Here is a 20065-nt window from a genome sequence, read left to right as displayed (position 1 = left end):
GGCGCCATCGGATCCGGGGTCCAGCAGACCACAGGCCGGGACGAGCCGCTGCTGGTAGGGATGGTGCCGCTGGCTGCGGACTGCTTCCAGGAACGCGAGGTCGCCGGCCGGCTTGAAGCCGCTCTGGCCGCCGGCCAGACGGCCGTCCTCACCGGCAGCAGCCGTCGCGGCGGCGGGTCGAGGGTGCTGTCGGGAATGGGAGGAGTCGGCAAGACCCAGCTGGCCGTCGCCTACACCCGCCGCGCCCTGGCCGATGGAACGGCGGTGGTGTGGGTGACCGCCTCCTCACGCAAGGAGATCGTCGCCGCCTACGCTGAGGCCGCGGCGGCCCTGCACCTTCCCGGCTGTGACGGAATCGATCGTGAGGGCGACGCTCGCCGCTTCCTGGCCTGGACCACCGCCACCGACCGCAGCTGGCTGGTGGTCCTCGACGACATCCAGGACCCCGCCGATGTCTCGGGGTGGTGGCCGCCCGCCGACGCGAAAGGCAAGGTGCTGGCCACCACCCGCCGCCGCGATGCCGCCCTGGCCGGTCAGGGGCGGCACCTCGTGTCGATCGACACCTACACCCGGGCCGAAGCCCGTGCCTACCTCACCGAACGGCTCGCCCCCCGCGATCGGGACGAACCGCCCGAGCAACTGAACGGACTGGCTGCCGACCTGGGGTTCCTGCCGCTCGCACTCGCCCAGGCCACCGCCTACCTCATCGACGCCGACATCGCCATCGCCGACTACCGGAGACTGCTCGCCGAGCGGCCCCTCGAGGGCATATCGCCCGACAGCCTTCCCGACGATCACCAGCAGATCGTCACCAAGACCTGGGTACTGTCGATCGACAGGGCTGACGCTGCGCGCCCTGCGGGAATAGCGCGGCCGCTGCTGGAACTACTGTCGGTGCTGGACCCCAACGGCATCCCGGACGCCGTGCTCACCAGCCGGCCCGTCCTCGCTCATCTGGCCACCGGCGACTCCGACCTGGTCCGGGACGGGTTGCGGGTGCTGCACCGGTTCGGCCTCATCACCCACAACCCCGCCGCCACCTATCGTGAGGTCCGCGTCCACCAGCTCATCCAGCGTGCCACCTACGAGGCCCTCACAGCAGACCGGCGGCTCGATGTCGCTCATCGAGCCGCTGACGCGCTCATACAGGCATGGCCGGACATCGAGCGCGACCAGCTCGGCCCGGTACTTCGCGCCAACACCACCGCCCTGCGCGACACCACGGGCACCGCTCTATGGCAGCGGAACGACAAAATCCACCAGGTCCTCGACCAGTCCGCTCACAGCCTCGGCGATGCCTTGCAGCCTGAGGCGGCCTTTGCTGAGTTCACCCAGCTCCACCTGGCCACTGAAGAGATCTTCGGACCCGATCATGTCAGCACTCTCGACATCCGGCTGAAATCGGTGTACTGGCGCGGTAGCGCAGGAGATACGGCGGGAGCGGTGGCGGCTTTCGAGGAACTGCTGGCCGACATGCTTCGAGCGCTGGGACCAGACCACAACGTTACCTTGGTCACCCGCTATGAACTGGCGAATTGTCGGGTGGCCAATGGAGACATAAATCAGGCCGTGGTGGAGCTCAAGGACCTGCTTGCAGACAGCGTGCGGATAAGGGGTGCGAACGATAAGGAAACCCTCACGATTCGTTTTGGGCTGGCGCAGGCACAGCAGTCGGCAGGAGACCGAGCCGGAGCAGAAGCCATGTTCAGGGAATTGCTGGCCGATGATACAAGGATCCTGGGACCGGACCATCCTTTTACCCTGGTCGACCGCTTCAGCCTGGCTCTCCTGCAAGAAACCAACGCGGACGTCGTGACAGCTCTCGAACAGCTCCTGGCCGATGATCTGCGAGTATTCGGCCCCAATCATCCCGAAGTCTTCGTGACCCGACTCACTCTGGCACAGCGACGAGCGATCGCAGGCGACAGCGCGGCAGCGACGGCCGAGCTTGAGGAGTTGCTGGCTGACCAGACACGGATACTGGGCGCCGACCACCCCAGCACCCGCACCACTCGAGTCGAGTTGTGGAGGCAGGCATCCTTGTACGCTCGTGCACTGAGTGAGCAGGCACGCCAACTCACCTCCTCGCACCGCCACGAAGAGGCCGTGGCCGCCTACGAGGAAGCGGTTCGCCTCGACCCCGGCCATGCCGACACACACCGGGGACTGGGAAACGTGCTCCACCGACTCGGCCGACACGAAGAGGCCGTGGCCGCCTACCGCGACGCGGTACATCTCCGTTCCAATGATCCCCGGATCCATCATGAGTTAGGTGACGCGCTCACCGAGCTTGCCCGTCACGAAGAGGCTAGGAGCGCCTACCGTGAGGCCAACCGGCTCAAGAGCTTGGCCAGCAAGGGGCGTGGGGACACCGAGGCCGGCTATGGGAGGTACGAAGAGGCCGTAATCGCCTACCGCGACGCGATCCACCTCGACCCCGGCTACGCCACTGCCCACTACGATCTCGGGTGCGCACTTCTTCATTTGGGGCGGTTCGCGGAGGCCGAGGTCGTTTTTCGCCGGGCGGTCGAGATTGATCCTGACTCCGCCGTGGCCCACCTCGGTCTCGGGTGCGCACTTTTTTATTTGGGGCGGTTCGCGGAGGCCGAGGTCGTTTTTCGCCGGGCGATCGAGATGGCCCCTGACTACGCCGTGGCCCACAACAATCTCGGGTGCGCACTCTTCCATTTGAAGCAGTTCACGGAGGCCGAGGCCGTTTTTCGCCGGGCGATCGAGATTGATCCCGACTACCCTAATCCCCATGGATGGATGGGCATGTTGTTTTTATTCACCGGAGAGTTGGAACGGGCGCAGCCGGCGCTGCAAAAGGCCGGAAGCTGGCCGCGCTCCGAACTGTTGAGGTGGATCGTCACCCGGGTGAGCTCTCAAGACGGCGCCTCAGCCCATACACCGGATTCGGTGCTGGCCGCCATCGCCAAGCCGTGGCCGCACGGAATGTTCCGTCCGTCGGTGTTCGCGACGGCTGAGATCCGCGCGTTGGCCGTGGCCGGCAAAGGTGACGGGCCGGAGGCTGTAGAGATCCTCCGCTCGGCCGTGGACGGTCGTCGGCCATGCGATCGGTTCGCGCGGCCGTTGTATGACCTGCTGGCCCGTCCCGAGCCGGTTGCCGGGTTGGCGGGATTGCTGGAGGTGTGGCGGGAGATCATCGCGGCGGATTCGTCGGCAGCGGGTCCATGGGGCGGCCCAGATCCAGCATGAACATGTAGGTGACAGTCAGCCATTGTCACCTACATGAGCGATCACCGCCGTCCGCCGACCAGGCGCACCGCCCCGCGGCCGCCGGCATCCGCCCCCACACCGGTCGCGCCCACCTCGGCTACGCCCGCGTTCTCCCGAACGGGTACGCCGGGCTCGACCTGCGCCAGCCGTGTCACTCCGCAGCCACTTGCCCGGGCGAAGCAGAAGTCCCCTCCGGTCGATCATGGACAGGGCCCGGCAAGGAAACCCCCGCACCACCATGCGCTACGTCACGCCCGGCAGCGAGGCCATCGCCGCCGCCATGGACTCGATCCCGGTGAAGCTGGAGCCGCCGAACGCCCAGCAGGTCTACGCCGCGCTCGACCCGGTGACGCAGAAGGTCCTCGCCGACCCGGCCGCCGACGCCGGGCAGCTCCTCGCCACCGCGGAGAAGCAGGTCAACCAGAACCGGCCCCGGGACGGTCGCCTTCACCCGCGGCGACGGCTTCGCCTGCGTCGTCAACTTCTCGGACGTCCCGGTCGAGCCGCCCGGCCACCGCGTCGTCCTGCTGGCCGGCGGCCCCGTCGCGGGCGGGCTGCTGCCGCCGGACACCTGCGCCTGGCTCGACGTCGGCGGGGGGCGGTGCGCGCCTGGGCGCGTCACGGTCACGGGTGAGCGCCGGGCGCCTCCCCGGTGAGGCGCGCCCGGCGAGGCGCGCCGGGGAGGGGGCCGCCCGCCCGGTCAGTCGAACGTGAGCTGCTCGGTGCGCCTGGGCATGAGCAGCAGGGCGGCCAGGCCGAGCACGGCCACCACGACGAGGGAGAGGAAGACGATGTGGGTGGCGTCGTAGAGGGCGCCGCGGATGAAGGACGTCACGGCCGGCTGACCGCCCGGGTTCTGGCCGCCGAGCACCAGGCTCGTGGCGTCCACGCTGCCGGGCAGCCGGCCGGCCACCGAGGCCGGCGGGTGGGCGAAGCGGTCGGCCAGAGTGGCGTTCGACAGGGCTCCGAGGACCGCCGCGCCGATCGCGCTGCCGATGGAGCGGCAGAACATGTTGGTCGCGGTGACGACGCCGCGTCGTTCCCAGCCGACGACGGACTGGACGGCGACCATGGTCGGGCTCGACGCGAGCCCCAGCCCGGCGCCGACCACGAAACACGCCGCCGCGACCGCCCATATCTGCGCGTGCCGGGTGAACAGCAGGGTGCACAGGACGGTGCCGGCCACGATCAGGCCGGCGCCGATCAGCGCCGTGTCACGGAAGCCGATGCGCATGTAGAGGCGTCCCGACAGGGTCGCGGCGATGGGCCAGCCGATGGTGAGCGCGGCCAGGGCGAAGCCGGCGACCAGGGCGCCGGTCCCCAGGACGCCCTCGGCGTAGGTCGGCACGTACGAGCTGAGGCCGATCATGAGGGCGCCGATGCCCAGCGAGACGAGGTTGCCGCCGGTGAGCGTGCGGTGCCGGAACACCCACAGCGGCAGGACGGGTTCGGCGGCCCTGCGCTCCACGAGGACGAAGGCGACGATCATGACGGCCCCCGCCGCGAAGATGAGCAGGCTCTGCGCCGATCCCCAGCCCCACGCCACACCGCCCTCCAGCAGGCCGAGGATGACCAGAGAGGAGCCGGCCATGAGCAGCGTCGCCCCGAGGTAGTCGATCCGGTGGGAGCTGCGGGTCACCCGCTCCCTGAAGCGCCGGGCGAGCACCCAGGCGGCTAGGGCGCCGAGCGGCAGGTTGATGAAGAAGATCCACCGCCACGAGACGTACTCCGAGAAGAGGCCGCCGAGGGCGGGCCCGACCACCGAGGAGACGCCCCAGACGCTCGCCACGTACCCCTGCACGCGCGCGCGTTCCTCGACGGAGTACAGGTCGCCGACCATCGTGATGCTCATCGGCTGCACGGCCCCGGCGCCGATGCCCTGCAGCGCGCGGAAGGCGATGAGCGCCGGCATGCTCCAGGCGACGCCGCACAGGACCGAGCCCAGGAGGAACACGGCGATGCCGAAGAACATCACCGGCTTGCGCCCGAAGATGTCGGCGAACTTGCCGTAGAGGGGGACGGTGACCGCCTGGGTGAGCAGGTAGATCGAGAAAAGCCAGGGGAACTGCGAGAAACCCCCGAGGTCGCGGACGATGGACGGCACCGCCGTCGCGATGATCGTGCTGTCGAGGGCCACCAGACCGGTGCAGAGCATGATGGCGGCGAGCACGGGCCCGCGCTCCGACCGGAGACCGACGCCCCCCGAGGCTGCTGTCGTCGTCACGTGAGGGACTTCTCCTTGCGGGTCGAGCGCGGACGTCGGTGCCGGACCCGCCGCGCCGGCGACCTGGCTGTCAGGCGAGACGGTCCAGCGAGTAGGCAACCGCCTCCCGGCTGCCGGCATTCCCGTTCCGGCGGGATCCGCCGCGCGGGCCGGCGCGCGAGGCGTGACCGTCTCCCTGACCCCGGTCGTCAGGGCCGCCCGGGCATACGCCACTGGTACGACGGCGACGTCACGGTCGTCAAGGCGCCCGCCGGTGCCCCGGGCCGGCGGGTGTCACTTCTCGGCCATGCCGGTTTTCCCGCCGACGGACTCCTGGTAGATGTCCGCGTAGGTGCGCGAGTCCTTGATCAGGCCGTCGCAGAAGGCGGCGACGTCGTCGCCGACGAGTTCCAGGACTCCCTTGCCTGCCGCGGCGCCCTCCTCGAAGAAATCGAGGATCCCTGAGAGCAGGGACCCGTCGAGCAGGTCGATCGGCCCGACCTTGAAGAGGTATCTCTGGATCTCCTTGTAGACGATCTGGTAGTCCGGCGGGAGCGCCTTGACCCGCGCCACGTGCGCCCGCCACTGCTTCTTGCCATCGATGATGTCCCGGATGCCCACGTCAGCCTCCCAGCCGGCCCAATTTCCTTGCGACGTTCCTGTTCAGCTGCTCACGCCACCGGTCGCGATGGCTCCGGCCCCCCTCTTCGCCGGCCAGCGCCGCGCAGAAGCCCTTGATGTCGTCACCCAGCACCTCGTGGACGCTCTGCCCGTCGGCCGCCGTCTCTTCGAGCAGCCCCAGAGCGCCGTCGAGAATCGGCATCAGGTTCCGGCCTGTGAAGTCCCCGTAGGGAAAAAGATGACACTTGATCTCTTCCCATGCCGCCCGGTGGTCGGCCGGCAACGCCTCGGCCCGGGCTTCGAACGCCTTGTATTCCCTGGTGAGATCGCTGCCGGTGATGGTCTCCCAGAAGTTCATCTCCCGCCTTCCTTGAGCTTGTCGATCCGTGATGTGACGTACTCCCATTTCGCCCAGAACGTCGCGAGTTCTTCGCGCCCCGCGTCGTTGAGCGCGTAGAACTTGCGCGGCGGGCCCAGCCCGGACGGTCGTTTCGTCACCTGGACGAGCCTGTTCCTCTCCAGTCGCAGCAGGATGGTGTAAACCGTCCCCTCGACGACGTCGGCGAAGCCGAGTTCGTTCAGCCGACGCGTGATGGCGTACCCGTAGGTCTCCTCGTTGCCGATGATTTCGAGCACGCAGCCCTCGAGCGTGCCCTTCAGCATCTCCGTCAGGTCGTCCATCATGGGTCCTCTTCGGTCTCCTGGTACTCGGTGGTACCGAGTACCACTATACAGTAGCACCGAGTAGTGATGCACGCCTGGCACAGACCGTGGAAGCGGTTCGAACCATCAGGCCGTGGTGGTCATCTCGCGGGTCGGCGTGCCCGCCTCACCTCGCGGTCGATCGCCCAGGCGTCCGCCACCGGGCCCACGTGCCCGAGCTTGTCGGGGTTGATCACCGAGCGGATCGTCTGGATCCGCCCGTCGAGCACGTCGAGCACCAGGGTGTGGAGCACCCTGCCGTCCCGATCGCGGAAGATCGCGCCCGGCTCCCCGTTGATCTCGTGCGGCTCGAACGTCACGTCGACCCGGGCCAGCCGGGGGGAGACGGAGGCGAGCAGCCGGGCCACGTTCCCCGCGCCGACGACGGTCCTGGCCAGCTGCGGGGCCTTGCCGCCGCCGTCGCCGACCATCGACACGTCGGCGGCGAGCAGTTCCCGCAGGCCGTCGACGTCGCCTTCGCGGAAGGCGTCGAAGAACCGCGACGCCAGCTCCTCCCGCTCCTTGCGGGCCGCCTCGAAGCGCGGCCGCCCGGCCTCCATGTGGCGCCGCGCCCGCACCAGCAGCTGCCGGCACGCCGCCTCCGACCGTCCCACCGCCGTGGCGACCTCGTCGAATCCGAAGCCGAACACCTCCCGCAGCACGAAGACCGCCCGCTCCAGCGGGCTGAGCCGCTCCAGCAGCAGCAGCGCCGCCATCGACACCGAGTCGGCCAGCTCCGCCGACCGCGCCGGATCCTCATAGGGGTCGGCGAGCAGCGGCTCGGGCAGCCACGGCCCCACATACTCCTCCCGCCGCACCCGCGCCGAGCGCAGCACGTCGATCGAGACCCGCGTCACCGCGGCCGCGAGGAAGGCCTTGGCCGACCTGGGGCGCGCCCGGGAGCCGTCGAAGCGCAGCCACGTCTCCTGCACCGCGTCCTCGGCCTCACCGACGCTGCCCAGGATCCGATAGGCGATCGAGAACAGCAGCGGCCGCAGCTCCTCGAACTCCTCGACCTCGCTCACGTCCGGTCCCCGCCCCTCGACCCTCTCCCGCCCGGCCGTACTCGCCGGCGCGGACATCCTCCGATGATCATCCATGCCGACGGCGGGCCGGGGCAACGCCTCGGGCCCGGAAGGCTCGGAGCCCGCAGCCGGGCCCCGAGCCGGTCGCCGGCGCCGTTCAGCGGACCGGTGCCGTTCAGTGGAACCGCCCGGGCTGGTAGTCGCCGGCCGGCTGCCGGGTGATGATGTTCAGCCGGTTCGCCGTGTTCATGAAGGAGACCAGGATCACCAGGGCGGTGAGCTGCTCCTTGTCGTAGTGCTTGGCGGCGTACGCCCACACCTCGTCGCCGACCCCGCCGGCCGCGTCCGCGACCCGGGTCCCCTCCTCCGCCAGCTCCAGCGCGGCACGCTCGGCCTCGGTGAAGACCGTGGCCTCGCGCCACGCCGCGACCAGGTTCAGCCGCACCGGGGTCTCGCCGGCGGCGACGGCCTCCTTGGTGTGCATGTCGACGCAGACGGCGCAACCGTTGATCTGGCTTACGCGAAGCGCCACCAGCTCCTGCGTGGCGGCCGGCAGCGGCGACTCCTTGAGAGCCTTGCCCGCCGCCATGAAGTGCTTGAGGATCTTGCCGGAGGCCGGGTCGGCGAAGAAGTCCAGTCGTGCGTCCATGGTGTGCCCCTCTGTGGTCGTTGACGGCTACACCCTCTGAGACGAGGCAGCCCGGCTCCCTGTGACACGGACGAAAGTGACCTGCGTCTCCCGGCCGCCGGATTCGTGCCTTCGGACGACGCGCCGACGCACGCCGGGCGTCGTCATCGGCGCGGCTCCCAGCGGAAGATCCGGGAAGCCAGCGCGACGGCGACGACGACCCAGCCCAGCGTAGGCGCCAGGAGAATCAGGGAGTCCGTGACGGGAACGCCGCCGTTCCAGGCGTTGACGGCCAGTTCGGTGGCCGAGCCGCCGGGAAGCAGCCGTTTGAGCAGGGTGAATTCCCCGGTGCCGGTGATGCCCACCCAGCTGGCCACGGCGATGACGCCGAGGCAGACGGGCAGCGTGGTCACCTGGGCGTGCTCGGGGGAGTTCGTCACCCCCGCCGTGGCCAGCCCCAGGCCGAGCATCATGATCACCGTCGAGAGGGCGGCGGCCGCCAGGAGGAGGACGTTGTCCGGCTCGCCGGTGACCACGGCCAGGGCGGTCATGATCGCGGCCACCTGGACCAGCGAGATGACGGTGATCGGGAGAAGCAGCCCGGACAGGATGCCGGTGTCGCTCGCCGCGGTGGAGCGCAGCCGCTTGAGGAAGAGGTTCTGCCGGCGCGAGGCCAGGGTGGTCACCGTGGTGGTGTAGAGCCCGAACGCCCCCACGGTGAACATCGTTATCGCCGCGATGTATCCGAGGCTGCCCAGGGCCGCGAAGCCTTCGTGCTGGTAGATGAAGACCGCGCTGACCGCCGCGGGCATGACGAGACTGGTGACCAGAACCAGCCGGTTCCGGAAGATCTGGACCAGCTCGCTGCGAGCGATCGAGAGCATGGCGAAGCTCCTTTCCTTGGAAAGTTCGGTGGGCTAGTCGGTGCCGATGGCGCGGAAGACGTCGTCGAGCCGGGTCGGCCCGGCCTGGAGTCCCCGCAGCTCCACCGAGTGGTCCTGCGCCCAGCGGAGCAGGGTGTGCAGATCCTTCTGCAGGCCGAAGGTCTCGATGAGGAACGTTCCGTTGCCGTCGCGCGTGGCCTGCAGCGGCGGTGCGGGGGCGGGGTCGGGCAGGGAGAAGCGGATGGCGGCGGGCATGGTCCGCGTCAGTTCGGAGACGGTCCCCTCCCGGTGGAGGGCGCCCTTGTGCATGAGACCGATGCGGTCGGCGTGCTGCTGCGCCTCCTCCAGGTAGTGCGTGGTGAGAACGATGGTGGAGCCGTCTTCGCGCAGCTTGTCCACGGTGTCCCACAGATCGTCCCGGGACTGGATGTCCAGCCCGGTGGTGGGCTCGTCCAGGAAGATCAGCTCAGGCGTTCCGTACACGGCGGTGGCGAAGTCCAGACGGCGCTTCTCGCCGCCGGAGAGCTGGGACACCTTGGTGCCGGCCTTGCGGGTGAGATCCACGATGCCGAGCACGCGTTCGACCGTGTCCGTGCGCCGGGTGAGCTCTCCGATCAGCCGGACCGACTCCCTCACCGTCAGGTCCGGCGAGAACCCGCTCTCCTGCAGCATGACGCCCATCCTGGGCCGCACCGCCCGCCGGTCGCGCGGGCTCTCCCCGAAGACCCGCACGGTGCCCGAGGCGGCCCTGCGATGACCTTCGACGGTCTCCAGGGTCGAGGTCTTCCCCGCCCCGTTCGTGCCGAGCAGCGCGTAGAGCTCCCCGCGCCGTACCTGGAAGGACAGGTCCTTCACGGCGTGGAAGTCGCCGTAGGTGATGTTCAGACGTTCAACGTCGATGACCGGTGTCGAGGACATGCCGTCGATCTCAGCAGCCGCCGCGCTCACCGGGCAGTGCGACCACGTCATGACCTCACCATGACATTCCCGGGGCCGACATATGACGCAGCGTCACTGGTGCCGCCACGGGGCCGGAAGAATACTGGGCGGACTCAGCTGTTCGATCCCGGAGAGCCACCCATGGACACCAGACCCCCGCGCGTACTGCTGACGGGGAAAACGACCGTCTCTCTCCTGGTGTGCGCAGCGTTCTTCCTCCACCACCTCGATGCCGGCCCCTTTCCTGACGGCACCGGGCCGTGGCCGGAGGGCGACCGGTGGCCGATACGGACGGCCACGGTGCTCACCGCGGCGAGCGCTGCGACGGTTCCGACGCCCGGCCCGGCGGCCCGGCGACCCGGTGAGGGCCGGTGAGGCCGGTCCGGGCGGCGGCACACACGACGTCCGAGCACACCGAGGCGTCGCGGGGACGCCTGCGCAGGCTCAATCTCGTCATGTTCCTCCCGCTGCTCGCCGCCGTAGGGGTGCTGCTGGTGGCGAGGGACGCCGAGACCTGGTGGCAGGCCGCCGTCCTGGGCCTGGGCGTGGTCGCGGCCCTGGTGGCCTTCGTGTGGTGGGCGGCGCGCGACATCTCCCGCGTCGCGCTCCCCTGCCTGAGCGTCGCCGCGGTCGTGTGGCTCCTCGGCGTGCTGGTGATGGACGCTCACACGGCGTTCTACGGCCTTTCGGTCGTGGGCCCCCTCGCCGTTCCCCAGCTACCGCGCCACCGAGGCGCGGCGGCCCTGGGACTGGTCGCCTACGTCGCCGTCGTGGGCGCGGCGAGGCTGTTGATCACACAGGAGGACGTCTCCGGCGTTCTGATCGGATACGTCATCGTTCCCGCGGGCGTCACGGCGGTGCTGACCGGCTTCATGTTCCCCAACCAGAGGTTCTACGGCCTCGTCGCGGAGCTGGAGGAGGCACGGGAACGCGAAGCGGAGCTGGCCGTCGTCCGGGAGCGCATGCGTTTCGCCAGCGATCTGCACGACATCCAGGGCCACACGCTCCACGTGGTGAAGCTGAAGATCGCGCTGGCCCGGCGGCTGGTGCACAGCGACCCCGAACGGGTGGAGCAGGAACTGCGCGAGGTGCACGCCCTGGTCAGCGACACCATCACCCAGACCAAGCAGCTCGCCTACGCGCAGCGGCGGCTCAACCTGTCCGCGGAGCTGGAGAACGCGAAGAACCTCTTCGAGGCCGCGGGCATCGACGTGCGCGTCGACCGTGAGGGCGAGGTCGACGCGCACGTGGGCGAGCTGCTCGGCCAGGTCCTGCGGGAGACGACGACCAACATCCTGCGGCACGCGCAGGCCGAGCAGGTGCGCATCACCCTGTCGGAGTCGGGCATCACCATCGTCAACGACGGAGCTTCGAAGGCCCCGCTTCCCGAACTGCGGGGGCTCGCCACGCTCAAGGAACGAGTGGTGGGCAACGGAGGCGAGCTGACGGTGGAGCAGAAGGACGGGCGTTTCCTGACGGCTGCGGCATTCCCGCACGGCCGTTCGGGCGCCGCTCTCTGAACCGGGGAAAGGACGACCGATGACCACCGTGGTGCTCGCCGACGACGAGGCACTCCTTCGCAAGGCGCTGGCGGCGTTGCTCCCGCTCGAGGGCGAGATCACCGTGCTCGCCGAGGCGGAGGAGGGGGAGGGGGCCGTCCAGGCCACGCTGCGACACCGGCCCGACGTGCTCGTCATCGATCTGGAGATGCCCGGTGTGGACGGGCTCGGTGCCGTCGCGGAGATCCGCCGCGCGCGGCCGGAACAGGTGATCCTCATGCTGACCCGCCACGCCAGGCCCGGCGTGCTGCGCAGGGCGCTGAAGCTCGGAGTCCAGGGCTTCGTCAGCAAGTCAGCGGAACCGGCGCACATCGTCTCCGTCATCAAGACCCTGCACGAGGGCAAGCGATGGATCGACCCGGACGTCTCCGCCCGCGCCGTCGTCGACGACTGCCCGCTCACCGACCGCGAGCTCGACGTGCTGCGAGCGACCGGCGAGGGCTACTCGGTCGCCGACATCGCCGCCCGGCTCCACCTGGCGGAAGGCACGGTGCGCAACTACCTCTCGAACGCGATGCAGAAGACCCAGACCCGGACCCGGCACGAAGCGGCGCGGTACGCGCGTGAACACGACTGGCTGTGAGCCAGGCCGAACAGGCCGCCGACCCGGCGACCGGGATCCTCGGATCGGCACCCCGCTCACACCTCGCCGGGCAGACCCCCGACGACGGAGGCGGGCCGTGGCCACGTCCTCCGCGGTGGCCGAGCCGAGCCGGGCCGAACCGAGTGACGAAGCCGAAAAGACGATCACCGCAAATACGATCGCCGCCTCCGCCGGGAAGGCCGTGAGCCGGCACCGCGCCGGCTACCCGGCGCGCCGCCCGCGTCCGGCGGCGTCGCCGGAAAGGACCCAGCCGGCCAGGAGGTCCATGGCCTGCCGCGATGCCGTCCCGGCCTCGGTCGTGTAGACGAAGAGGGTCTGATCGGGATCGCCGGGCATCGTGAACGTCTCGTAGTCGACCGTCAGCTCTCCGACGACCGGGTGCCGGAGGTGTTTGGAGCCGAACGTGCGCCGATACACGCCGTGTTCCTCCCACCACCGCCGGAACTCGGGGCTGCGCGTCACGAGTTCGGCCACGAGATCCTTCGCGGCCTGATCGCCGGGGTCGTTGCCGAGGTCGAGCCGGAGGCTCTCGACGGCCGCGCGCGCCTGCACGTCCCAGTCCAGGAAGAGGTTGCGCGCCTCGTCGGTGAGGAACATCCACCGCGCGTAGTTCCGTTCCCGCGGCCGGAGCGCGTCGAAGTCCGTCAGCAGGGCCCTGACCATGCGGTTGGTGGCCAGCACATCGGTCCTGCGGCCGAGGATCAGCGCCGGATTCCCGCCCAGGGCGTCGACGAACCGGTGGAGCCCCGGGCGGACCCTCTGGACGGTGGGGACGCGGCGGCGCGCCCCGGAGGCGGGTCCGACCAGGTGCCCGAGGTGATCGCGGCCGGCCGCGTCCAGGCCGAGCGCACGGGCGATCGCGTCGAGGACCCCGGCGGACGGGGTGATCGGCCGGCCCTGCTCCAGCCGGGTGTAGTAGTCGGTGGACACCCCGGCCAGCAGCGCGACCTCCTCGCGGCGGAGTCCGGGCACCCGCCGGACCCTGTCGTCGGCCGGCAACCCCGCGCGCGACGGATCGATCCTGCCCCGGGCGCGCCGGAGGAAATCCGCAAGCTCCCTGTTGCTCACCGTCATGCCCGCATTCTCGCAGGAACCGCGCGGATCAACCTGGTCCGCCGCGTCCTAGGTCGTCCGGTCCGAGGACGAGGAGGGCCTTTCGTGGCCCTTCCTGGGGTCATCGCGCCCCGAAGACTGGAGTTCACGCCGCCGAGCAGGACCCGGCGGCGGAACACCGGCCCACCATCGAGGAGACGATCGACATGACCTACCCCACCGGCACTCCGGCGACCTGGTTCGTCACGGGTGCCTCCCGTGGCCTCGGCCTCGAGCTCGTGCGGCAGCTGCTCGAGCGTGGCGACAACGTCGCCGCGACCACCCGCTCGACCGAGCGCCTCGCCGAGGCCCTCGGCGGCGTGAACACCGAGCGGTTGCTGGCCCTCAGCGTCGACCTCGCGGACGAGACCGCGGTCGCCGAGGCCGTTCGCCGCACCACCGGGCGCTTCGGAGGTCTCGACGTCGTCGTCAACAACGCCGGCTACGGCTTTCTGGCCTCGGTCGAGGAGACCACCGACGCCGAGGCCCGGCAGATGTTCGACGTCCAGATCTTCGGGCTGTGGAACGTGCTGCGAGCGGTGCTGCCCATCTTCAGGACACGCGGGAGCGGCCACATCCTGAACATCTCGTCCGTGCTCGGCCTGGTCGCCGTTCCGGGCTGGGGCCTCTACTGCGCGGGCAAGTTCGCGCTGGAGGGCCTGAGCGAGGCGCTCGCCGGCGAGGTCGCGGAGTTCGGCGTCAAGGTCACCGTCGTGGAGCCCGGCTACTTCCGGACCAGCTTCCTGACGAGCGACTCGCTGGCGCTGCCGGCCTCGACGACGGAGGGCTACGAGTCCATCCGCGAGATGACCAGGAACCACCTGGAGCTGCAGGGAAGCCAGCTCGGCGATCCCGTGAAGGGCGCCGCCGCGATCATCTCCCTCGCCGTCTCCGGCGACGGGCCGCTCCGCCGGCTCCTGGGATCCGACGCCTACTCCTACGCCGCCGGCAAGGTCGAAGCCCTCAAGGCCGACATCGAGGCCGGCCGCGAGCTGGCCCACACCACGGACTTCCTCCAGCAGTAGTCCGGGGTCGGGAATCCGGGCCCGGTGGCCGGCACCGACGACGATCACGACTCGGCCTGCCCCCGCGCCCGGATCGGCACCGGCCGGCCACCCGGCGAGCCGGCGGCGGACCCGTCGGCGTACGCGGGGGGCCGCCGCCACGATCATCTAGGCTGAACGGTCGTGGAGTATTTCGTATACGGTCGTGACCGCCCCGGCGCCTTCGAGCTCAAGATGAGCCTGAGCGAGGAGCACTGGTCCTTCATGGACGGGTACGGGGAGACGCTGGTCGCCCGCGGCCCCACGCTGACCGGCGACGGCGACGAGGCCGTGTCGACGGGCAGCCTGCACATCGTCGACCTTCCGGACGCGGACGCCGCCCGCACGTTCGCCTACGCGGAGCCCTACCACCGCGGCGGCGTCTTCGAGTCGGTACTGCTGTGCCGCTTTCGCAACGCCCTGGGCCGCACCATGTGGGACTTCACCGAGGCCGTCGCCGGCTACGGCCGGTTCCTGATGATCACCATGGGCGGGTCCGGCCCCGTGCCGGCCCCGTCGAGGCACATGATCGTGTACGGCGAGCTGCTCGCCCTCGACGGCGGGGCGCGGATCGGCCGGGCGGCCGTGGTGGAGGCGCCGGACCGCGAAGCCGCCGCGGCACTGCTGCCGGCCGGCGGCGGCCGCACGGAGGTCCATCTTTGGCGCTTCGGCGGCAGACCCGCCCAGCGCTCGCCCGGCCGGTGACGGCACGCTGCCGCGACGGCATGGCGGCGGCGCGGCTCACCCGATCCGCGGCTCACCCGATCCGCGGTTCACCCGATCCGCGGCTCACCCGATCCGCGGCGAAGCGGGGCTCGGGGCCGCCGGGGTCCCTGGGGTGGCGCACGGCGACCAGGAAGGACCGGGCGCTCAGATCCGTTCGGTGTGGCCCAGGCGGTGGCTGATGTCCAGGGCTCCGGCGATCATGACCGGTGCCAGCTCGTGCAGCCGCTCCTCGCTGAAGCGGTAGGCGGGGCCGGACGCGCTGACCGCGGCGACGATCTCGCCGTCGTGGGAGCGGACGGGGGCAGCGACGGCGTTCAGGCCGATCTCGTACTCCTCGACGGTGACGGCGTAGCCCCGCTCGCGGGCCTGGAGAAGCTGCGCCTCCAGCGCTTCGGCCGAGGTGATCGTGTTCGGGGTGTACGGCTCCAGGCCGGCCGCCGTGACCAGCCGGGCCCGGTGCAGGTCGTCGAGGTGGGCCAGCAGGACCTTGCCGCTGGAGGTGGCGTGCAGCGGGGTGAGCTCCCCGACCCAGTTGTGCGTGGTGACCGCCGCCGGGCCGCGTACCTGGTCCAGGTTGACCGCGTAGTGGGAGCGCAGCACGGCGATGTTGACCGTCTCGCCGATCTCCTCGGCGAGACGGCGGCAGACGGGGCGGCTCTGCTGGGTGAGGTCGAGCCGGGAGGCCACCCCGCCCGCGAGGCGGATGATCCCGAAACTGAGGCGGTACTTGCCCCGCTCCTCGGCCTGCTCGACCAGGCCGCGTGACTCCAGCGCGCCCAGCAGCCGGAACGCCGTCGACTTGTGCACCGATATCTCCTGGGCGATCTCGCTCACCCCGGCCTCGCGGCGCTCGGCGAGGATCTCCAGGATGGTGATGGCCCGGTCGACGGACTGGACTCCGCCACTGCTGTCGGCGGTACGGCCGCCGAGGGGATCGTTGCCCATAGCGGGACTGTAGGCGCTGAGAGCAACGAATGCCATTGAAGGAACAATCGCCGTTGCGAATGGTGCAGCTTATTGCGCCATTCGCTACAATTTTGGCCATTACCTCCTGCTGAACGAGGCGAGGCAGACATGTACGACTTCGTCATCGTCGGGGGCGGCTCGGCGGGAAGCGCCCTGGCGAACCGGCTGTCCGCCGACCCCGCCAACCGGGTGCTGGTGCTGGAGGCGGGCCGCCCGGACTACCCGTGGGACGTCTTCATCCACATGCCGGCCGCGCTGCCCTTTCCCATCGGCAGCCGCTTCTACGACTGGAAGTACGAGTCCGAGCCCGAGCCGCACATGAACGGCCGCCGGATCTACCACGCCAGGGGCAAGGTGCTGGGCGGCTCCAGCAGCATCAACGGGATGATCTTCCAGCGCGGCAACCCGATGGACTACGAGCGCTGGGGCGCCGACGAAGGCATGGGGACCTGGGACTTCGCCCACTGCCTGCCGTACTTCAAGCGCATGGAGAACTGCCTGGCCGCCGACCCCGCCGACTCCTGGCGGGGGCGGGGCGGGCCCCTGGTGCTGGAGCGCGGGCCGGTGCGCAACCCTCTGTTCGGCGCCTTCTTCGAGGCGGTGCAGCAGGCCGGGTACCCGCTGACCGACGACGTCAACGGCTACCGCCAGGAGGGCTTCGCCCGCTTCGACCGCAACATCAGCCGGGGCCGCCGCCTGTCGGCCGCCCGCGCCTACCTGCACCCGGTCATGAACCGCCCCAACCTGGAGGTCAGGACGCGGGCGCACGTCACCGGCATCCTCTTCGAGGGCAGGCGCGCCGTCGGCGTCGAGTACGACGGCCGGACGGTCCACGCGGGCGAGGTGATCCTGTGCGGCGGCGCGATCAACACCCCGCAGCTGCTGCAGCTGTCCGGGGTGGGCAACGCCGCCGAGCTGGACGCCCTCGGCGTCGACGTCGTGCACGACCTGCCGGGCGTCGGCGAGAACCTCCAGGACCACCTGGAGGTCTACATCCAGTACGGCTGCAAGCGGCCGGTGTCGGTGCAGCCCGCGATGAAGTGGCGCAACCGGCCGCTGATCGGCGCGCGCTGGCTGTTCCTGCGCAGCGGCCCCGGCGCGACCAACCACTTCGAGGCGGGCGGCTTCGCCCGGAGCAACGACGACGTCGACTACCCCAACCTGATGTTCCACTTCCTGCCCATCGCGGTCCGCTACGACGGCTCCGCGCCCGCGGGCGGGCACGGCTACCAGGTGCACATCGGCCCGATGTACTCCGACTCGCGCGGCTCGGTGAAGATCACGAGCACCGACCCCCGGGTCCACCCGGCGCTGCGCTTCAACTACCTGTCCACCGACCAGGACCGGCGCGAGTGGGTGGAGGCCGTCCGGATCGCCCGCGACATCCTGAACCAGCCCGCGATGGACGCGTTCAACGCGGGGGAGCTGTCACCGGGCCCCGGCGTCGAGACCGACGAGGAGATCCTCGACTGGGTGGCCAGGGACGGCGAGACCGCGCTGCACCCCTCGTGCACCGCCAGGATGGGCGTCGACGCCATGTCCGTGGTCGACCCGCTGTCGATGCGGGTCCACGGCCTCGAGGGGCTGCGCGTGGTGGACGCCTCGGTGATGCCGTACGTGACCAACGGCAACATCTACGCGCCGGTCATGATGGTCGCGGAGAAGGCGGCCGACCTCATCCTGGGCAACACCCCGCTCGCCGCCGAGCACGCGGACTTCTACCGGCACCGCGACGGCTCCCCCCGCTGACCGCGCCCGCGACGGCGTCATGGAGGTGCATGACGGCCGACCCTGCCACACGGGACGTTCCGTTTCCCACCCGTTCTCCACTCGGTTTCCCGATGCGCGGCGTACGGCCGTCCGGGGGCGGCGAGCCGGTGACGGTCCGGCCGTGTCGGATCCGCGCGGACCCGGGTCACAGGCGGGCGGGCAGGCCGAACGCCGGGAACATCGACGGTTGTTCGAAGGCGGCGATGTCGGTCAGCCGGCCGTGCTCGATGTGGAGCACGACGAGGACGAACGGGTGGAACGCCTCGTCGCCGGGCCGGCACAGGTAGCCGGCCGCGCCGGGCCGGCCGTTGGCGGTGATCGGCAGCAGCCGCCAGCGGCCGAGGGCGTTCATGCCGGCCCGCAGGGCGCGGGCGGTCTGCTCGCGGCCCGTCCACTGCCCGGCGGGGGAGATGGACAGCCGGACGTCCTCGTGCAGCACCGCGATCAACGCCTCCGGGTCGGCCTGCTCGTGGGCGGCGATGTAGCGCTGGAGCAACCTGCTCTGGTCCGCGTCGGGTTCGGCGGCCGGGGCCCAGTCCAGCCGCCCGCCGGGCCAGCGCCGGTGCAGCGTGGCGTGGGCGCGTTGCAGGGCGCTGTTGACCGCGGGCACGGTCGTCTCGACGAGGGCGGCGACCTCGCCGGCGGGCCAGGCCAGCACGTCGCGCAGGATCAGCACCGCCCGCTGCCGGGGCGGCAGCACCTGGATCGCGGCCAGGAACGCCAGCGACATCGTCTCCCTGCTCACCGCCGCCGCCTCCGGGCCGGGCCGGTCGGCGGCCGGCTCGTCCAGCAGGGCGTCCGGATAGGGCTGCAGCCACGGCATGGTCGCGACGGAGGGTCCGGCGCCCGGCGGCGAGGTCGCCCGGCGGGCGTCGCGGCGCAGCGTGTCCAGGCAGGCGTTGGTCGCGATCCGGTACAGCCAGGTGCGCGCGCCCGACCGGCCCTGAAAGCTCCCGCGCGAGCGCCAGGCCCGCAGGAACACCTCCTGGACGTGATCCTCGGCCTCGTCGAACGAGCCGAGCATCCGGTAGCAGTACACGTGCAGCTCACGCCGGTGGCGGCGGGTGAGATCGTCGAAGTCCGGCTCGTCGCCGCTCACTGTGCTCCTCCGTCCGGGGGGGGGCGGGACCGCGCCCATTCCGACGCGGCCGGGGGTATGCGTACTCGCGTGCCGTGGGCGTGCTGCGAGCATGCCCTGAGAGTGGTGCGAGATGCGGGGGGTGTGCTGCGAGCGTGCTGTGAGGTGCCGTGAGCGGGGCAGGCCGGCGGACGGCCGATGAGTTTCGCCGGCCCGCACGTCTGTATGGGGGAAACGGATGTGTGGGCGAACGGCCTCCGCGAGGGAGAACGCCCTCGCGGAGGACGGCGCGACGACGGAAGGGAGCAGGACGATGACACTTGTGGAGGCGAACATCTCGATGTCGCTGGACGGCTTCGTCACCGGCCCGAACCTCGACCGGTACCCCGGACTGGGCGAGGGCGGCGACGTCCTCCACGCCTGGATCGAGGAGGACCGGAGCATGGACCTCGCCATCGGGGAGGAACGCCAGATCGCCGGGGCGGTCGTCACCAGCCGGAAGGTCTACGACGAGACCGGGGGCTGGGAGGCCGAGGGCGGGTTCTACCGGTTGCCGGTGTTCGTGGTCACCCACCGCCCGCACGAGGTGGTCGTGAAGGGCGAGACCACGTTCACGTTCGTCACCGGGGGCGTCAAGCACGCCGTCGAGCAGGCGATCGCGGTCGCCGGGGACAGGCGGGTACACATCATGGGCGGCGCCGGCATCATCCGGCAGGCGCTGGCGGCCGGGCTGGTCGACGAGTTGTTCCTGCACGTCGCCCCGGTGATCCTGAACGGCGGGACCCGGCTGTTCGAGCACCTCGGCGGTCCGATCATGCTGGAGCGGGCCGAGGTGGTCGAGTCCCGCCACGCCACTCACCTGCGATACCGGGTCCTGAACTAGCGCGCCGGCCGGGCCCGGGTGCCCCGTCGGCGACCGGCCCGGCGCCGACCGGGCCCGGCGGCGGGCGGGGGCGTGCGTGGGGGGGGGGGGCACCGGGGCAGG

At 70.6% G+C, this 20065-nt stretch carries 18 protein-coding genes and 1 pseudogene; 8 read left to right on the top strand and 11 right to left on the bottom strand.

Annotation, left to right across the window (positions count from 1 at the left end):
* Window positions 1–60 precede the first annotated feature (60 nt).
* Window positions 61–3219: a tetratricopeptide repeat protein gene (locus AB0G15_RS37145; RefSeq protein WP_362849440.1), complete on the top strand. Its 3159-nt coding sequence runs from the start codon at window positions 61–63 to the stop codon at window positions 3217–3219.
* A gap of 485 nt (window positions 3220–3704) precedes the next feature.
* Window positions 3705–3896: pseudogene (locus AB0G15_RS37140) on the top strand (hypothetical protein); the annotation flags it as partial.
* Window positions 3897–3940: 44 nt separating this feature from the next.
* Here the strand turns inward: AB0G15_RS37140 and AB0G15_RS37135 are convergent.
* The 8 genes from AB0G15_RS37135 to AB0G15_RS37100 all read right to left on the bottom strand — a co-directional run bounded on the left by AB0G15_RS37135 (window position 3941) and on the right by AB0G15_RS37100 (window position 10221).
* Window positions 3941–5464: an MDR family MFS transporter gene (locus tag AB0G15_RS37135; RefSeq protein ID WP_362849437.1), complete on the bottom strand. Its 1524-nt coding sequence runs from the start codon at window positions 5462–5464 to the stop codon at window positions 3941–3943.
* 273 nt (window positions 5465–5737) lie between these two features.
* Window positions 5738–6064: a DUF1048 domain-containing protein gene (locus AB0G15_RS37130; RefSeq protein ID WP_362849435.1), complete on the bottom strand. Its 327-nt coding sequence runs from the start codon at window positions 6062–6064 to the stop codon at window positions 5738–5740.
* A gap of 1 nt (window position 6065) precedes the next feature.
* Window positions 6066–6422: a DUF1048 domain-containing protein gene (locus AB0G15_RS37125; RefSeq protein WP_362849432.1), complete on the bottom strand. Its 357-nt coding sequence runs from the start codon at window positions 6420–6422 to the stop codon at window positions 6066–6068.
* Complete coding sequence (locus AB0G15_RS37120; protein ID WP_362849522.1) at window positions 6419–6745, bottom strand: PadR family transcriptional regulator; 327 nt, start codon at window positions 6743–6745, stop codon at window positions 6419–6421. The genes AB0G15_RS37125 and AB0G15_RS37120 overlap by 4 nt, the downstream gene beginning before the upstream one ends.
* Before the next feature lie 122 nt (window positions 6746–6867).
* Entirely contained in the window at window positions 6868–7791 is a 924-nt protein-coding gene (locus AB0G15_RS37115) for an RNA polymerase sigma-70 factor (protein WP_362849519.1), read from the bottom strand.
* Between the two features lie 175 nt (window positions 7792–7966).
* Window positions 7967–8440: a carboxymuconolactone decarboxylase family protein gene (locus AB0G15_RS37110; protein ID WP_362849429.1), complete on the bottom strand. Its 474-nt coding sequence runs from the start codon at window positions 8438–8440 to the stop codon at window positions 7967–7969.
* A gap of 143 nt (window positions 8441–8583) precedes the next feature.
* Window positions 8584–9303 carry an ABC transporter permease gene (locus AB0G15_RS37105; protein ID WP_362849427.1) on the bottom strand — a complete coding sequence of 240 codons (720 nt, stop codon included), beginning with the start codon at window positions 9301–9303 and terminating at the stop codon, window positions 8584–8586.
* Window positions 9304–9336: 33 nt separating this feature from the next.
* Window positions 9337–10221 (bottom strand): ABC transporter ATP-binding protein, encoded by an 885-nt coding sequence (locus AB0G15_RS37100; RefSeq protein WP_362849516.1) that lies wholly within the window; start codon window positions 10219–10221, stop codon window positions 9337–9339.
* 476 nt (window positions 10222–10697) lie between these two features.
* On the opposite strand from AB0G15_RS37100, the gene AB0G15_RS37095 reads away from it, so the two are divergent.
* Window positions 10698–11762, top strand: a complete 1065-nt coding sequence (locus tag AB0G15_RS37095) for a histidine kinase (RefSeq protein ID WP_362849513.1) — start codon at window positions 10698–10700, stop codon at window positions 11760–11762.
* A gap of 19 nt (window positions 11763–11781) precedes the next feature.
* Window positions 11782–12384 carry a response regulator transcription factor gene (locus tag AB0G15_RS37090; protein ID WP_362849425.1) on the top strand — a complete coding sequence of 201 codons (603 nt, stop codon included), beginning with the start codon at window positions 11782–11784 and terminating at the stop codon, window positions 12382–12384.
* 222 nt (window positions 12385–12606) lie between these two features.
* Here the strand turns inward: AB0G15_RS37090 and AB0G15_RS37085 are convergent, their stop codons facing one another.
* Window positions 12607–13479: a helix-turn-helix transcriptional regulator gene (locus AB0G15_RS37085; protein WP_362849423.1), complete on the bottom strand. Its 873-nt coding sequence runs from the start codon at window positions 13477–13479 to the stop codon at window positions 12607–12609.
* A 185-nt stretch (window positions 13480–13664) separates the two neighbouring features.
* On the opposite strand from AB0G15_RS37085, the gene AB0G15_RS37080 reads away from it, so the two are divergent.
* A complete protein-coding gene (locus tag AB0G15_RS37080) occupies window positions 13665–14522 on the top strand; it encodes an SDR family NAD(P)-dependent oxidoreductase (RefSeq protein WP_362849420.1) in 858 nt (285 codons plus the stop codon).
* A 162-nt stretch (window positions 14523–14684) separates the two neighbouring features.
* Window positions 14685–15245, top strand: a complete 561-nt coding sequence (locus AB0G15_RS37075; protein WP_362849418.1) for a YciI family protein — start codon at window positions 14685–14687, stop codon at window positions 15243–15245.
* A gap of 165 nt (window positions 15246–15410) precedes the next feature.
* Here AB0G15_RS37075 and AB0G15_RS37070 read toward each other — a convergent pair whose 3' ends face one another.
* Complete coding sequence (locus AB0G15_RS37070; protein ID WP_362849414.1) at window positions 15411–16211, bottom strand: IclR family transcriptional regulator; 801 nt, start codon at window positions 16209–16211, stop codon at window positions 15411–15413.
* Window positions 16212–16340: 129 nt separating this feature from the next.
* Between AB0G15_RS37070 and betA the strand changes: the two genes are divergently transcribed.
* On the top strand, window positions 16341–17981 hold the full coding sequence (betA, locus tag AB0G15_RS37065) for a choline dehydrogenase (protein ID WP_362849411.1): 1641 nt from the start codon (window positions 16341–16343) through the stop codon (window positions 17979–17981).
* A 166-nt stretch (window positions 17982–18147) separates the two neighbouring features.
* On the opposite strand, the gene AB0G15_RS37060 is transcribed toward betA, so the two are convergent.
* The gene (locus tag AB0G15_RS37060; RefSeq protein WP_362849408.1) at window positions 18148–19101 is read right to left on the bottom strand and encodes an RNA polymerase subunit sigma-70; all 954 of its coding nucleotides are present in this window, start codon (window positions 19099–19101) and stop codon (window positions 18148–18150) included.
* 292 nt (window positions 19102–19393) lie between these two features.
* On the opposite strand from AB0G15_RS37060, the gene AB0G15_RS37055 reads away from it, so the two are divergent.
* Window positions 19394–19963 carry a dihydrofolate reductase family protein gene (locus AB0G15_RS37055; protein WP_362849406.1) on the top strand — a complete coding sequence of 190 codons (570 nt, stop codon included), beginning with the start codon at window positions 19394–19396 and terminating at the stop codon, window positions 19961–19963.
* Window positions 19964–20065 lie beyond the last annotated feature (102 nt).

The sequence above is a fragment of the Streptosporangium sp. NPDC023825 genome (assembly GCF_040639575.1).
Classification (GTDB): Bacteria; Actinomycetota; Actinomycetes; order Streptosporangiales; family Streptosporangiaceae; genus Streptosporangium.
The sequence above is the reverse complement of the archived record's forward strand: the minus strand, read 5'-3'. Positions and strand labels throughout refer to the sequence as shown.